14 protein-coding genes are annotated in these 14,374 nt (G+C 66.8%); 9 read left to right on the top strand and 5 right to left on the bottom strand.

Annotated elements, in window-relative coordinates:
• Positions 1-81 precede the first annotated feature (81 nt).
• Both M1E01_RS17290 and M1E01_RS17285 read right to left on the bottom strand, forming a co-directional pair.
• Positions 82-1,212 (bottom strand): YihY/virulence factor BrkB family protein, encoded by a 1,131-nt coding sequence (locus tag M1E01_RS17290; RefSeq protein ID WP_457972752.1) that lies wholly within the window; start codon positions 1,210-1,212, stop codon positions 82-84.
• 131 nt (positions 1,213-1,343) lie between these two features.
• A complete protein-coding gene (locus M1E01_RS17285; protein ID WP_457972751.1) occupies positions 1,344-2,285 on the bottom strand; it encodes a hypothetical protein in 942 nt (313 codons plus the stop codon).
• A gap of 191 nt (positions 2,286-2,476) precedes the next feature.
• Between M1E01_RS17285 and M1E01_RS17280 the strand changes: the two genes are divergently transcribed.
• Positions 2,477-2,908 carry a hypothetical protein gene (locus tag M1E01_RS17280; protein ID WP_457972750.1) on the top strand — a complete coding sequence of 144 codons (432 nt, stop codon included), beginning with the start codon at positions 2,477-2,479 and terminating at the stop codon, positions 2,906-2,908.
• Between the two features lie 188 nt (positions 2,909-3,096).
• Here M1E01_RS17280 and M1E01_RS17275 read toward each other — a convergent pair whose 3' ends face one another.
• Complete coding sequence (locus M1E01_RS17275; protein ID WP_457972749.1) at positions 3,097-4,179, bottom strand: NAD-dependent epimerase/dehydratase family protein; 1,083 nt, start codon at positions 4,177-4,179, stop codon at positions 3,097-3,099.
• Positions 4,180-4,366: 187 nt separating this feature from the next.
• Between M1E01_RS17275 and M1E01_RS17270 the strand changes: the two genes are divergently transcribed.
• Positions 4,367-5,284, top strand: a complete 918-nt coding sequence (locus M1E01_RS17270; RefSeq protein WP_457972748.1) for a sigma-70 family RNA polymerase sigma factor — start codon at positions 4,367-4,369, stop codon at positions 5,282-5,284.
• On the opposite strand, the gene M1E01_RS17265 is transcribed toward M1E01_RS17270, so the two are convergent.
• Entirely contained in the window at positions 5,179-6,123 is a 945-nt protein-coding gene (locus M1E01_RS17265) for a glycosyltransferase family 9 protein (RefSeq protein WP_457972747.1), read from the bottom strand. The two genes, M1E01_RS17270 and M1E01_RS17265, sit on opposite strands and share 106 nt — an antisense overlap.
• A gap of 115 nt (positions 6,124-6,238) precedes the next feature.
• Here M1E01_RS17265 and M1E01_RS17260 point away from each other — a divergent pair, with 115 nt between their 5' ends.
• The 7 genes from M1E01_RS17260 to M1E01_RS17230 are packed head-to-tail and all read left to right on the top strand — an operon-like array spanning position 6,239 to position 13,006.
• A complete protein-coding gene (locus M1E01_RS17260) occupies positions 6,239-6,775 on the top strand; it encodes a D-glycero-alpha-D-manno-heptose-1,7-bisphosphate 7-phosphatase (RefSeq protein ID WP_457972746.1) in 537 nt (178 codons plus the stop codon).
• Positions 6,772-7,845, top strand: coding sequence for a glycosyltransferase family 9 protein (locus M1E01_RS17255; protein WP_457972745.1), 1,074 nt, complete (start codon positions 6,772-6,774; stop codon positions 7,843-7,845). Before M1E01_RS17260 ends, M1E01_RS17255 begins: the two co-directional genes overlap by 4 nt.
• A complete protein-coding gene (locus tag M1E01_RS17250; RefSeq protein WP_457972744.1) occupies positions 7,845-8,879 on the top strand; it encodes a glycosyltransferase in 1,035 nt (344 codons plus the stop codon). Before M1E01_RS17255 ends, M1E01_RS17250 begins: the two co-directional genes overlap by 1 nt.
• Positions 8,876-10,126 carry a glycosyltransferase gene (locus tag M1E01_RS17245; RefSeq protein WP_457972743.1) on the top strand — a complete coding sequence of 417 codons (1,251 nt, stop codon included), beginning with the start codon at positions 8,876-8,878 and terminating at the stop codon, positions 10,124-10,126. Before M1E01_RS17250 ends, M1E01_RS17245 begins: the two co-directional genes overlap by 4 nt.
• On the top strand, positions 10,123-10,887 hold the full coding sequence (locus tag M1E01_RS17240) for a D-sedoheptulose-7-phosphate isomerase (RefSeq protein WP_457972742.1): 765 nt from the start codon (positions 10,123-10,125) through the stop codon (positions 10,885-10,887). The genes M1E01_RS17245 and M1E01_RS17240 overlap by 4 nt, the downstream gene beginning before the upstream one ends.
• On the top strand, positions 10,884-12,248 hold the full coding sequence (gene rfaE2, locus M1E01_RS17235; protein ID WP_457972741.1) for a D-glycero-beta-D-manno-heptose 1-phosphate adenylyltransferase: 1,365 nt from the start codon (positions 10,884-10,886) through the stop codon (positions 12,246-12,248). The genes M1E01_RS17240 and rfaE2 overlap by 4 nt, the downstream gene beginning before the upstream one ends.
• A 56-nt stretch (positions 12,249-12,304) precedes the next feature.
• Positions 12,305-13,006 (top strand): SDR family oxidoreductase, encoded by a 702-nt coding sequence (locus M1E01_RS17230; RefSeq protein ID WP_457972740.1) that lies wholly within the window; start codon positions 12,305-12,307, stop codon positions 13,004-13,006.
• Here the strand turns inward: M1E01_RS17230 and M1E01_RS17225 are convergent.
• Positions 12,972-14,162 carry a glycosyltransferase family 9 protein gene (locus tag M1E01_RS17225; RefSeq protein ID WP_457972739.1) on the bottom strand — a complete coding sequence of 397 codons (1,191 nt, stop codon included), beginning with the start codon at positions 14,160-14,162 and terminating at the stop codon, positions 12,972-12,974. The genes M1E01_RS17230 and M1E01_RS17225 overlap by 35 nt on opposite strands.
• Between the last annotated feature and the right edge of the window lie 212 nt (positions 14,163-14,374).

The raw sequence follows: 14,374 nt of genomic DNA, 5'->3' as shown, positions 1-14,374 counted from the left end.
GGTTGCAGGGAGCTTCGGCACGAGGACGACGGCGGGAAGTCCCGCCGTCGTCCTCGTGTTTTCGGTGCTTCCCTTCTGCCTCTACTTCCTCTCTGCGGGGTCCTGTCCGTTGCGTCCCGCCTTGTGAGTGCCGTTCTGTTCGCCGTTTTTTCCATTGGAGTGCTGCTCGCGGAGCTCCCGGCCGTGGCGGATGTCTTCCTCCTCCTGGGCCTGCAGCTTGTCGCTCTTCTTGGTGTCCCGCGGCGGCAACTGGATGGTTTCCTCAGCCTCGATGCCGGCCTGCAGCTGGCGGCCGCGCTCCATTTCAGCGTCGAATTCCGCGCCGAACAGCAGCGACATGTTCATGATCCAGAGCCACAGCAGCATGACGATCACGCCGCCGATTGCGCCGTAGGTCTTGTTGTAGTTCCCGAAATTGGCCACGTAGAAGCCAAAGCCCAGCGAGGCCAGGACGAAGACCACCAGCGCGATGAACGAGCCGAGGCTCATCCAGCGGAATTTCGGCTGTTTCACGTTGGGCGTGGCGTAGTAGAGTACCGCGATGATCACGATGACCAGCAGGACTATGACCGGCCACTTGGCGATGTTCCACACGGTCAGGAAGGCCCCGCCCAGTCCGATGGCACCGCCTACGGCTTCTGCCACCGGCCCGCTGAGGACGAGCATCGCGGCCAGCAGAGCCACGATGACCACGGAAAGCAGGGTCACGCCAAACATCGTGCCGCGGAGCTTGACGAAACCGCGGCCTTCATCAATCTCGTAAACGCGGTTCATGGCCCGGCCAAACCCGGTCACGTAGCCGGAAGCGGACCAGAGGGCGGTGGCGAGACCGATGATGAGGGTGAAGCCGGCGGCCGGGGACGCGGTGAGTTCCTCGATGGGACCTCTGATAGTGTCCATGGCTGCGCCGGGGGCGACGCCCTGCGCGATCTGGAGGAGTGCCGCCGTCGTGCTTTGTGCATCACCGAAGATGCCGAGGAGGGAAACCAGGGCCAGCAGTGCCGGGAAAAGCGAGAGGACGGCGTAGTACGTCAGACCGGCGGCGAGGTCGGGGCACTGGTCCTGCGTGAACTCCCGCAGGGTTTTTTTGAAGATGTATTTCCAGGCGGGCTTGGTGACATCTGTGGGGCTGTCGGGCTTGCGTTCGTCGTCGGGGGCAGGCGCCGCTGACGCCTTGGCCTTGCTGGTCTCTTGAGCTTCATTCGTGGCCATTGGACCATCCTTTCGGGGGCTTGCAGTTCGGCAGGATTCGAAAGGGGAATGCTGCTGCCACCCTGCAATCACATTGGGTCAGGTTGTGGACGCTGTCCTTGGCTTCTGCGGGGTACCGCATCCGGGCCCGGTCAACCCAGGCCCGGGCCCCGTCTATCGCGCGTGAGCGGGTCGCTGCCCATCGGGTCATCGGCCAACTCCTTCCCGGCCAGGGGGTCGTCCGCGATATGTGTCGGGGACCGGGGATCCTCTGCCAGCTGGGGGGAATCGAGCGGATCGGGGCGTCCGGCCCTGGCTGCGGCGGCACCGCCGAATCCCGCGGCACCGGCGAATCCGGCGGTGGTGGCGTTAGGACCGGGCAGGCCGACAGGCGGCGGGGGTACGGGCGTGCCTGCCGGCGGGGCGTAGCTCCCCGACGCCGTCTCCGCACCGGGCAGGTCCACTTGGGGTGGCGGCACAGGAGCCCGGGAAGGCCGTTCGAGCCCTGCCGGTTCAATCCCTGCTTGTCCGTATGCTGCAGGGGGCATCTCCGCCCGGTGGCGGCCGCCGTCTTGCTGGCCCGCCCCGACACTAAGGCCCCGGCTGAGCCTTCCGGCCAGGACGCCCGCGCCGGCGGCCAGGAGGAGGAACGTCCCGGGACGCCTCCGGGCAAAGGAGGCCACGTCGTCCAGCAGCGCGGCGGGATCGCCTCTGCCGAGCCAGGCCGCCGCGGCCTCGGACCGTTCCGCGGCTTGCCGTATCAGATCGGCGGCGGCCCCCGGCTGGTCGGATGCCCGCGACATCGCATGCAGCTGGTCCGAAACGGAACGCAGGCCAGATGCTGCCTTTTGTTGCTGGCTGGAGGCCTGGCCGCTAAGTCGCGACCTTGTTTCGCTGAGCAAATCCGCAGCCGCTGACCTGGCTCCGGCTGCGACGCCGGCAACCTCGGTTTTTGCTGCCTGGGCGAGGGCACCGGCTGAGTCCGAGGCCTGCTGCGCCGAATCCAGTGCCCCTTCCTTGGCAGCCTCCTTCTTGGATGTAGCCGCTCCGGCCTCGGGGTAACTTGCGCGCTGCGGCCATTCGTTCTGTGTCATCGTCGCTCTCTTTCCGGGCAGGTGGCTGCTGATCACAATCGGCTGCACTCGCTGTAAAATAGTAAGCATGGTTACTATCAGATAGAAAGTACCTCGGTTGCCGTTCGTTCAACCGGCTGCGAGCTGGGGCCCGTATCGGGCCCTGCCCGTATCGCCGGACCGTGCTGGATATGGAAAGAGGTGGAGCCTCGGTGGATACAGCTACCTGGGTATGGATCATTGTTGCAATTGTTGTTATCGCGCTGATCATTTTGCTGTTGGTGACCGGCCGCAAGCGCAAGGAGGCGTTTAAGCGGAAAAGGGATGAAACCAATCGCCAGCATGCTGCCGACATCCGCAGAAAGGCCGAGGATGCCGAGCTTGAGGCCCGGGAGAACGAAGCGCAGGCACTTCGGGCCAAGGCCGACGCCGAGAAGGCCCAGGTTGAGGCTGCCCGGTTGAGCCAGGAAGCCGAACAGCGGCAGTCCGAGGCGCAGGGCTTCAGGAGTGATTCCGAAAAGCACCTGCACAAAGCGAACGCGCTGGATCCGGACGCCGATGAGAAGCGTGAACAGCCCAAGGGGGCCATCGTCAACCCTGATCAGCGGCCTGACGCGACCCGCCCGAACAACTCGCGCGAGTAACGCCGGAACCGGCTTTCGCTGGCACGCCCTCTACGGCGCCGACCGCCGATGGCCGGGCGATGGGGCCCTAAGCCGGGACGTCGGGCCGTCGGTGCATAAGCCGGGCCACCGGGGGATCACTGCGGGTAGCGCGGCGGGTCAGGGGGTCCCGCCCCCGCGCGCCCCGGGGGCGGGACTTCCCTTCCGTGTTATGCCCGTCTCCGCCGGACCAATTCCCCCGCGGTTGCCCACAGTGGGCGTCGCGGTTTCAGCGGCGGCGACGGGGCAAGCCCGGCGCCTGTCGCCATGCCTTCAATGACTTCCTGGATGGCATCCAGGGACGATGTCCGGGGCTCCCAGCCGAGTTCCGTCCGGGCGCGGGCGGTGTCCATAATGGGCGCTCCTGCTGCCATGTCCACCCAACCGGAGTCCGTCTGCTGCAGCCTTAGCCGCCAGGTCAAGTCGACGAGGGTGTGCAGGAACCGGACCGGAATAGGCAGCACCCGGCGGGCTGAGAAGAGCCGGGCCAGGTTTTGCGGCGTGACCACCGGTTCTGCTGCGACGTTGAAGGGCCCGGACGCTTTGTTCCGGACAACCCGCCAATAAGCATCTGCCACGTCATCCGCGTGCAGGGCCTGAAAGATGAATTCGTTGGGGATGGGCAGGATCGGCAGGGCCGGGCGGCGGGGTACCAGCCTGGGGTGCACCATGCCGAGGAAGTACCGGCCGATCTCGCTTCCGGCGTCGCCTTGGAAGATCAGCCCCGGGCGCAGCCTGGCCACGATGATGGAAGGATTGTCCGCGGCGAACCGGTCCAGCACGGCCTCCTGGTCGGCTTTATCCCGGCTGTAGTGCGACCCCTCCATACCCTGGGTAGGCCAGCCCTCGTCCACCCGGCGGTCCTTCGGGCCTGGGCTGTAGGCGCCGACTGACGAAGCGCACACCACATGCCCGACCCCCGCGTCCCTGGCGGCGGCCAGGACGTTCTCCGTGCCGGTCACGTTGGTGCGGTGCAGCAGGGAGAGATCCCGGTTTGGCTGGATCTGCCACGCAAGATGCACCACGGCGTCTGCCCCGGCCAGCGCAACACCAAGACTTCCCTGGCTGGCGCTCACACCCACGTCCAAAGTGTGCCATTCCACTCCCCGGTAGGGGTCTTGCGAAATATCCGGCATCCGGCGGCTGATGCCCACCAGTTCCAGACCGTGCACCTCTTCTGCGGCGGCGCGTTGGAGCCTGCGCAACAGTGCCGTGCCGGCGTTTCCGCTGGCTCCTGTAATGACGATGCGCATGTCATATCCTCCGTGGCTGCCTTGGACCTGTACCGCGGCGCCAGGCGACGTCCCGTGGCGCCGCAGAAGGTGCTGCTTTGAAAGAGCCTACCTGCTGGGGCAATTGTGTAATAAGCACGCTTATGGTTTCCTTCTTCTAAGTCTTGCCGAAGGCTTTCTAGAGATCCAGGTCGAAGGAATCCCCGACATGCCCGAGAAAATTGCCTTATCCGCTGTCAACGAATCAGCCGAATGCGACGGGGAGTCCTTAGTCGAATCCGCCCGGCCTGAATGGGCCGCGCGGTGCTCCACTCGTGCACTTCACCAGTCAGGGCGGCTTCACGAGGCCTTCCAGAACCAGCTGGTGCTCAACTACCTTGACCTCGCTGAGTCCCTAGCCGCGCGCTATGCCGCCAGGGGCAGGGACCGCGCCGATCTTGTACAGGTGGCGTACCTCGGGTTGGTGAAGGCTGCCAGGGGCTTTGACGAGAAAAAGGGCGAGAGTTTTCCGGCCTACGCTGCACCGACGATCAGCGGGGAGCTGAAGCGGTTCCTCCGGGACCGGTGTTGGACCGTGCGGCCCCCGCGCAGGGTCCAGGACGTCCGGACGCAGATGCTCCGCACAGCTCCTGATCTGGCACAGTCCCTGGGACGCGTGCCCACCGAGCAGGAACTGGCCGCGGAAATGGCTGTCCCGGTTGAGGAAGTCAGGGAGGCCCAGGCCGCGGGAAGCAGCATGCATCCCGATTCGCTCGACAACACCGATCCGTGGGGCGGCCCGCCGATGGCGGAAACCCTGATGTCGCCGGATACCCCCATAGAGCACCTTGAAGAACTGGTGTGCCTGAACGAAGCAATCCAGGAGCTGGATCCGGATGACCGCGAGATGCTGTACCGCCGGTATTTCCGGGAGGAGACTCAGTCCGAACTCGGCCAGCGGTTCGGCATCTCGCAGATGCAGGTGTCGCGGCGGCTGTCACGCATTCTTGTCTGCCTCCAGCACCGCCTGCTGGCCGAGGATCACGAGAGCGAGAGCCCGCGGACGGCGGCGAGCACGTCCTCTGCAGAAACGGCCAGGAGAGCAGGGTCCGGCGTGGCGGCGAACGTGTCGCCGCGCCGCAGCTGAGCGTGGGTCAGCACCACGTGCGGCCCGGGCGGAGGCCCCCACACTTCAGCGGGCGCAGGCCCGAAAAGGACCACAGACGGCCGGGCATAGGCTGATGCGAGATGGGCCGCGCCTGTGTCGGCCGAGACTACCAGCCGCGCGTCTGCCACTGTTGCTGCGAAGGCCGACAGTCCGAGCGTCCCGGCCAGGACGTGGCACTCGGCCAGTCCCGCGGCCTTGGCCACGTCCAGGGCACGCGGACGTTCTCCGGAGCTGCCGGTAAAGACCACGTGGTGCCCCTGCCTGGAAAGCTCCCGGGCCACGCGGGCGAACCTCTCCACAGGCCACAGCCGGCTGCCGTATGCGGCGCCTACATGAAGCACCGTGGCACCCGGGCAGGGACTGGCTACGGAGGGCTGCAGCAGCCGGAAATCCTCGGGCTCGGCCGCGATGCCGTGCCACTCCAGCAGCCGTGTCCACCGGGTCCGTTCGTGAATGTCATGTACCCACTCAGGCCCGTTCCTGGTGGCACTGCGGTGCCCAATTATTGTCCGTGGCCTGATGTCCGCCAGCCGGTCATCGCTTTCCGGCCCACTGCCGTGGAGGTTGACCGCCACGTCCACCGTTCCGGGTGCGATCGGAATCGGAACGTCGAGGCCGTGCGTGGGGAGCAGCTCGTACCCCCCGACAAGCTCGAGTGCCTCAGCCAGCCATCCCTGGGCCGCGTAAAGCAGGCGGTGACGGGGATATGCACGGCGCAGCGCACGCAGCGCCGGAACGGCGACCAGCATGTCACCAAGTTTCAGTGCCCGCAGAACCAAGAGGACGGGCTGTTCGCGTCCGCCATCAGGTTGTTCCATTGCCTGTCCTCCTCCGGTCGATGCAGCTTGTGCAAGACTGCCTGACGAGGAGTCTAATCCGAAGAAGTAGGAGGGCGGCTGTTTAGCCTTGTGCCGGCGGGGGAACGGAGGGTGTATGGCAAGCAACGCTTCTCGACTTAAAGCTGTGCTGTTCGACCGGGACGGCACTCTCGTCATTGACGTGCCCTACAACGGCGACCCCTCAAAGGTCAGGCCCTTCCCTGGCGCACGCAGGGTCCTTGACGAGCTGCGCGGCCTGGGTCTGGCCACCGGTGTGTTGAGCAACCAGTCGGGCGTGGCCCGGGGCATACTGACGATGGACCAGGTCGACAGCGTGAACAATCGCGTAGAGGAACTGTTGGGACCCTTTGATGTATGGGAAGTGTGCCCGCATTCAGCCGAGGACTCCTGCAGCTGCCGCAAGCCGGCCCCCGGCATGATTCACAGCGCGTGCGACAGACTCGGGATTAAGGCGTCGGAGGCCGCATTCATCGGTGACATCGGCAGCGACGTGCAGGCCGCCCGGGCTGCGGGTGCCCGGGGTGTGCTGGTTCCCACACCGGTGACACGCGAGGAGGAGGTGGCAGCGGCCCCGGAAGTCGCAGCGGACCTTGAGCAGGCCGTGGCCCTGCTCCTCAAGGGACCGGCATGAGCAGGGTCCTGGTGGCCCGGCTCGACAGCGTGGGCGACGTGCTGCTGGCCGGTCCTGCCGTCAGGGCTGTGGCCAACGGCAGGCGGGCCGACGGCGGCGCCCCCAATGACGTCGTCGTGCTGTGCGGACCCCAAGGGCAGCCTGCCGCGTCACTGCTGCCGTTTGTTTCCGACGTTTTCGCTTGGGACAGCCCGTGGATTACCAATCCCGCCCCTCCTGTAACGGGACCGCACCTGGACGTGCTGGTGGACTTCGTCCGTAATTCCCGCATCGCCGAAGCAGTCATCCTCACCTCCTTCCACCAGTCACCCCTGCCGCTGGCGATGCTCCTGCGGCTGGCCGGGGTTTCTCGCATCACGGGCGCATCGACCGACTACGCAGGGTCGTTGCTGGACGTCCGGTTGCGGCCCGGCGAGGATTTCCCTGAAGACCAGCCGGAGGCAGTCCGGGCGCTGGGAATTGCCAAGGCAGCAGGTTTCCGGCTGAGGGACGGCGACGACGGGAAGCTGATGGTGAAGGAGCCGCCGGACGTCCGGAACCTCGTCGGAGAAGAGCCCTACGTCGTGGTCCATCCAGGGGCAACGGTGCCGGCGCGGGCTTGGCCCCCGCTCCACCATGCTGCCGCCGTGGAGCTGCTGGAGGGTTCAGGCCACCGCGTGGTGGTGACCGGCGGGCCCGGGGAGACAGAGCTGACGGCAACCGTGGCCGGCCCGTCAGCCCTGGACCTTGGCGGGCAGACCGATCTCCGGACCCTATCGGGGGTCCTGGCAAGGGCTCAGGTGGTCGTCACCGGGAATACGGGTCCAGCCCACTTGGCGGCCGCGGTAGGAACCCCGGTGGTTAGCCTGTTCTCGCCGGTCGTTCCGGCGATCCGGTGGGCGCCGTACGGGGTGCCGCTGGAACTGCTCGGTGACCAGAATGCAAGGTGCAAAGGGAGCCGGGCCCGGATTTGTCCGGTTCCCGGCCACCCCTGCCTGAGCTCGGTATCGCCCGAGCAGGTGGTGGAGGCCGTTGAACGGCTGATGCGCGGGATTTCCTCTCTCAGCACTCGAAGAAAGGTGCGCAGGTAATGAGAATTCTCCTCTGGCACGTACACGGATCCTGGACGGATGCGTTTGTCCGCGGACGGCACGAGTATCTCCTGCCGGTTCTGGCTGAAGGAGGCGCGTGGGGCCTGGGCCGGGCCGGGAGGGATTGGCCGGCGTCCGTCCAGGAGGTGTCCCTGGCGACGTTGGATGCCGACAGCATCGACGCCGTCGTGCTCCAGCGGCCTGAGGAGGCCGCAGAGGTGGCCAGGCTGCTGGGGCGCCGTCCCGGCGTCGATCTTCCAGCCGTTTTCGTTGAACACAACACGCCCAAGGGGAACGTTCCCTTCAGCCGGCACCCGCTCGCGGACCAGCACGAAATTCCGGTGGTGCACGTAACCCACTTCAACGAACTCTTTTGGGACAGCGGCCAGGCGCCCACCACTGTTATCGAGCACGGGATCCACGACCCCGGCTACCTTTACACAGGCGAACTGCCTGAACTGGGGGTAGTGGTGAATGAACCGGTCCGCCGCGGGCGCGTGACAGGAACGGACCTGCTGCCCCGTTTCGCCGAGGCCGCACCGCTGCAGGTTTTTGGAATGGGCGGTGGCGAGCTTCATGCAGCAACGGGAATTGGGCCGTCAAGGCTGACGGTCCGCGGGGACCTGAAGACCGCAGAGCTCCATCGCGAACTGGCCCACTGCCGGGTTTACCTGCACCCCCTGCGCTGGACATCCCTGGGACTCGCGCTGCTGGAGGCGATGCATCTCGGGATGCCAGTCCTGGCCCTTGACACGACTGAAGCAGCGCGGGCCGTACCGGCCGAAGCGGGAGCTGTTTCCACCAGCGTGAGTGAGCTGCTGCGGACTGCCAGGCGGCTCATCAACGACCCCGAGGAGGCGCGGCGACGGGGTAAAGCAGCACGGGAAGCGGTTCTGGAGCGTTACGGCCTTGACCGCTTCCTGGCTGACTGGGACACGGTCCTGGCGGATCTCAAGCCCTCGCCAGGCCACCGTACCTTGATGGGGCCCGGAACCGGGCCCTCTATCCCGGCGCGAGAAAGGACTACCCATTGAAGATCTCAATGATTTCGGAGCACGCGAGTCCGTTGGCCGCGCTCGGCGGGGTGGATGCGGGCGGCCAGAATGTGCATGTGGCTGCGCTTTCCACGGCACTGGCCCGCCGGGGCCACGCTGTCACGGTCTATACCAGGCGCGATGCCCCGGATCTGCCCGCAAAGGTGCGGGTACAGCCGAGACTCGAGGTGGTGCACGTCGACGCCGGACCTGCCGCCCATGTTCCGAAGGACGAGCTGCTGCCGTTCATGGAGGCGCTCGCTGACGGGGTGGTCCGGGACTGGGGCCGCACGCCTCCAGACATCGTCCACGGCCACTTCTGGATGTCCGGCATCGCAGCGCTCAATGCCGCACGCCGTGATCCTTCGGGCTTCCGTGTGCCCGTAGTCCAGACGTTCCATGCCCTTGGCACCGTCAAGCGCCGGCACCAGGGCACCGACGACACCAGTCCAGCAGAGCGCCGGTTCCTGGAACCGTCCGTGGGGCGGTCGGTCGACCGGATCATTGCCACCTGCTCGGATGAGGTTTTCGAACTGAAGGCGATGGGCATCGATACGGGAAAAATCTCCATTGCGCCCTGCGGTGTGGATCTGGAGCTGTTTTCCGGTACGGGACCGGTGGATTCCCGGCCCCGCCGGCATCGCATCCTGTCTGTTGGGCGGCTGGTGCCGCGAAAAGGGGTGGACTTGGTGATCCGCGCCCTCGCGCGCCTGAAGGAGGCGGGGTTCGACGACGTCGAACTCCTCATCGTTGGCGGCGGCGGAACCGCAGGGAACCAGGATCCTGAAGCACGGAGGCTTCTCGGGCTCGCCGGGGATTTGGGCGTGGCGGATCAGGTGGTGCTCCGCGGACAGGTGTCCCGCGAGGAGATGCCTGCGATTTTCCGCAGCGCCGACGCCGTGGCCTGCACACCCTGGTATGAGCCGTTCGGCATCGTTCCGCTTGAAGCTATGGCATGCGGTGTACCGGTGGTGGCCGCGGCAGTGGGGGGTTTGACGGATTCAGTGGTGAATCACGGAACCGGCCTGCACGTGCCCCCAAGGGACCCGGAAGCGATAGCCGATGCGTTGGCCACGCTGCTGGCCTCACCGGAACTCCGGGGCAAGCTGGGCCGGGCCGGTGAAAGGCGTGCAAAGGCGCGGTTCTCCTGGAGCCGGATCGCGGCGGAAACCGAAAAGGCGTACCAGTTGGCGGTCGCTGAAACGGCAACGGCCACCAGCCTCCCCATGGAAGGAGCGGCACTGTGACAACGGAATGGTCCCTGCAGGAGGCTGAGCTTCCAGCCCTGCCGCCGGTCGCCGGCCGCGCAGTATTTGAAAAGCCCCGCGCGCAGTCCCTGGCGCAGCCCCTCGGGCAGTCCCTGGCGCAGCCGGAAGCGGGGCAGGATACGGCGATTCCCGAGGCGTCCCGGGACGCCGTCCGGATCCATCTGGAGAATGTTCTTCCGGCTCTGCGCTCGCTGGAGAGCCAGGCCGGTCAACTGGCGGCGTGGGGCGTCGAACTGGCTAACCGGCTTCTGGGCGGCCAGCGGTTGCTGGCAGCGGGCAACGGAGGCTCCGCTGCCGAGGCGCAGCATCTGACCGCTGAGCTTGTGGGCAGGTTCGACGGCGAGCGCGTGCCTTTCTCGGCCATCTCGCTGCACGCCGAGAGTTCGGCGGTGACCGCCATTGCCAATGACTATGGCTACGATGAGCTCTTCGCCAGGCAGGTGCGGGCCCACGGCCGCTCCGGTGACATCCTCCTGCTGCTGTCTACCAGCGGAAAGAGCCCCAACCTGCTGCGCGCCGCCGAAGCAGCTGCCCGCCTGAACGTGACCACGTGGGCGCTCACGGGCCCCGCACCGAACCCGCTGGCAGAATGCTGCGACGAGGTGGTGGCCATCGACGCCCTGTCAGCCAACGCGCAGGAGGGGCACCTCATCGCCCTGCACGCCCTGTGCCGGTCATTTGAAGCCGAGATAGCCCGCAAGGGCAGGACTCCCGCCGGGCAGGGGGCTGATCTCGGATGAGAATCACTGTGGTTGGAGATGTCCTGCTTGACGTGGACCTGGCCGGTGAAGCCACGAGGCTGTGCCCCGACGCGCCGGTCCCTGTGGTGGATATTGCGGAAGTCCGACGGCGTGCAGGCGGCGCGGGGCTCGTTGCCCGGATGCTTGCCCAGGATGGACACCGGGTCACCCTGGTGACTGTGCTGTCCGATGACGACGCCTCCCTGGAGCTCGAAGGGGCACTCGCCGGGATACGGGTGGTAGCAGGTAGTTCAGGTGTCCGGACCCCGGTGAAAACGCGGGTACGGGCGGGTCGCCAGCCCGTGGTCCGGGTGGATGAGGACTGCGCCAGGCCCGCCGTGCCCGCCGCAACGGCAGCGATGCTGAAAGCGATCGAACATGCGGAGGCGATCGTCGTTGCCGACTATGGCCGCGGTGTTGCGGCCAATCCTGAAATCCGGTCGCTCCTCACGGCCCTGGCCAACGACGTGCCGATCGTGTGGGACCCGCACCCGGCAGGTGCGGATCCGGTACCCGGGGTTGCCGTGGCCACGCCCAATCTCGCCGAGGCAACTAAGGCGGCGGGCAGGGCGGCCGAGACGCCGAATGAGGTCGCAGAAGTGGGCAACGCGCTGCTGGACCGCTGGCAGGGCAAAGCGGTGCTCGTGACCATGGGGGAGGACGGCGGGCTCCTGCTCCGACAGGAGGACCGCCGTCCGCGGACCATTCCCGCTCCCGCCACCGACGTCACTGACCCCTGCGGAGCGGGTGACCGGCTGGCAGCCAGTCTGGTGGCGCACCTTGCGGAAGGCCGCACCCTGGACGACGCCGCCGAACTCGCTATCCATGCGGCAGCTGACTTCCTGGGTGCCGGGGGAGTTGCCTCCCTGCCGGACCGCCACCGTCCCGTCTGGCAGCATCGGCGCGACGAGGACGCGATGGCGCTGGCCCGACGGGTCCGGGCGAACGGCGGAACCGTGGTCGCAACGGGCGGCTGCTTCGACCTGCTGCATGCAGGACATGCCCGCACACTCGCGGCTGCCCGGGACCTCGGCGACTGCCTGATCGTCTGCCTGAACTCGGACGCCTCGGTGCACCGGATCAAAGGTGAGCAGCGGCCCATCGTCAGCGAGCAGGACAGGGCGGAACTTCTCCTGGCGCTGGAGTGCGTGGACGCCGTGATGATCTTCGAGGAGGACACCCCGGAGGCCTGCCTGGATGAGCTGCGGCCGGACATCTGGGTGAAGGGCGGCGACTATCAGGCGTCACAGCTGCCCGAAGCCAGCCTTGTTGAAAGCTGGGGCGGGCGCTGCATGACGGTGCCCTTCCACCCCGCCAGGTCCACGTCCATCCTGGCTGATGCGCTGGCCAAGGTCAGCTGAACCTCTGCGGTCAGGCGCACCAGAAACAAGATATAGACCCGAACGAAAGGAACACCATGTATGAATCGACCTTCCGGCCCGGCCGGGTGCTGGTCACCGGGGGAGCCTCAGGCCTGGGGGCCGCCGTCGTCGACGCCGTTCTGAAGGCGGGCGGTACGCCCGTAGTGCTGGACCGGGACATCCGGAACGTCGCTGCTGCGAAGGCTTTTGAGGTCGATGTTTCGGACCGTGCCGCGGTGACCGAAGCCGTCCGGCAGGCGGCTGAGACGCTGGACGGCCTGGACGCAGTGGTCACCGCAGCCGGGATCGACCGCTGCGGCAAGCTGGAGGACGTGGACGCCGATGAGTGGGAACGCGTGATTGGGGTCAACCTGATGGGGACGGTGTCCGTGGTCCGCGCCGCCCTCCCGTACCTGAAGGAATCCCGCGGGCGCGTAGTAACCATCGCCTCCACGCTGGGGAAGCGCGCACTTCCGGAGGCGACGGCCTACTGCGCCTCCAAGTTCGGGGTGGTCGGCTTCAGCCACTCCCTCGCCGCCGAGACGGGAGGCGAGATCGGCGTGACCACCATGATCCCGGGCGGTATGAAGACGCGCTTCTTCGACGACCGGGCGGAGCAGTACAAGCCCCAGGACGACTCCCGCCTCAACGATCCCGCCAACGTGGCCCAGGCCATCCTGTTCGTGCTCTCACAGCCGGCAGGGTGCGAGGTGCGCGAAATGCTCATCTGCCACGAGGAGGAAGGCTCATGGCCGTAAGCTGCAGGACGTCTTCGTAGACGGCATCGGGGGCGACCGCCTCCACCGTGGACTCGTCGTGGGGGCACCTCGGCGCTGTCCAGCCCACCTGGGTCATGTCCACGCCACAAACACCGCAGCGCGTGGTCCAGCCGAGGTGGATCCGGTGGAGGCTCCGCCCCAAGGGGCCGGCATTGATGGCGTTGCCGGTCCAGAAAACACCCACTGTGGGTGAGCCCAGCGCCTGGGCCAGATGGCGGGGACCGCTGTCATTTGCCACGACGACGCTGCAGTCAGCCAAGAGGGCAGCGAGCTCGCCCAGTTCAAGCTGGCCGGCCAGTGACTCCACCTGCGGACTGGCCGGCGTGGGGGTGCCGGCGGAGCCGTGTCCGACGGCGTGCTCCACCACTGCCTCGGCCAGCTCCTTTTCGCTGTGGTCGCCGATCACCAAAACCCGGAAGCCGTCATCGGCCGCCATACGGGCCACTGCCCCGAACCGTTCCGCAGGCCACCGCCGGCGTGGATCCGTGGCGCCCGGATGGATCACCACCCTGCCGCGCTCAGGCGAGGAGTCCAGCCTCTCCAGCCGGGAGGTGAGGCGCTGCCTGAATTCCGGCAGCGTCCGCATCCTGGCCTCGAGTTCCACCGGTGCAGCGCCGGCGAATCCGGCCACTTCCAGGGCCCGCATCGGCTCGTGCTGGTAGTACAGGTAGGGCACGGTCCGCTCGAGGCGGGCAGCGTCCGGCGTCCTGGTGCCCACGGTGTGGCGTGCCCCGAGCCGTAGCAGGAACGGATTTGAGTAGCGCCCGCCCCCGTGCAGCTGCACGGCGAGGTCGAACTTCCGCCCGCGCATTGTGCTGAAGAAGTTCTCCAGTTCATCCTTGTCCTCGGCTCCCGGCCGGACGCCTTCGGAAAACGGCAGGATGACGGTTTCGTCCACGGGTCCGCAGGTCTGCGAGAGCAGTTCGGCGTGCATGGGTGTGCCCAGCAGAGTCAGGGAGGCCTCAGGGTAGGCGGCCTTCAGCGCCGACATCGCCGGCAGCGCGAACATCAGGTCACCCAAGCCGCCGCCGCGGAGCACGGCGATCCGCGAGACGCCCGTGAACCTTTCCAGGATGGGACCCACTCCCTGGCTGATGATGCGTGCTCCGCCGAAGTCGGCGTTGGAGTCTTCCATGGCGTGGGCCTTTCGTTCGGGAGGAACAATTACTCGTTTACTTCAGCGGGCTTCGGTCAGCTCCGGTTTGCTTCCGTGGTGCCCACCATACGGCCCAGCCATTACCGGATGCCAGCAATGAAACTCCCGACGGCTCCGGCGTGTAAACCAGCGAACACGGGGTACGGATGAGGCAGTAGACGGCACGAAGTAGACGGCACAACCAGAAAACG

The organism is Arthrobacter sp. D1-17, from assembly GCF_054130535.1.
Note: the sequence above shows the minus strand (reverse complement) of the source record. Positions and strands in the feature narration are given on the sequence as shown.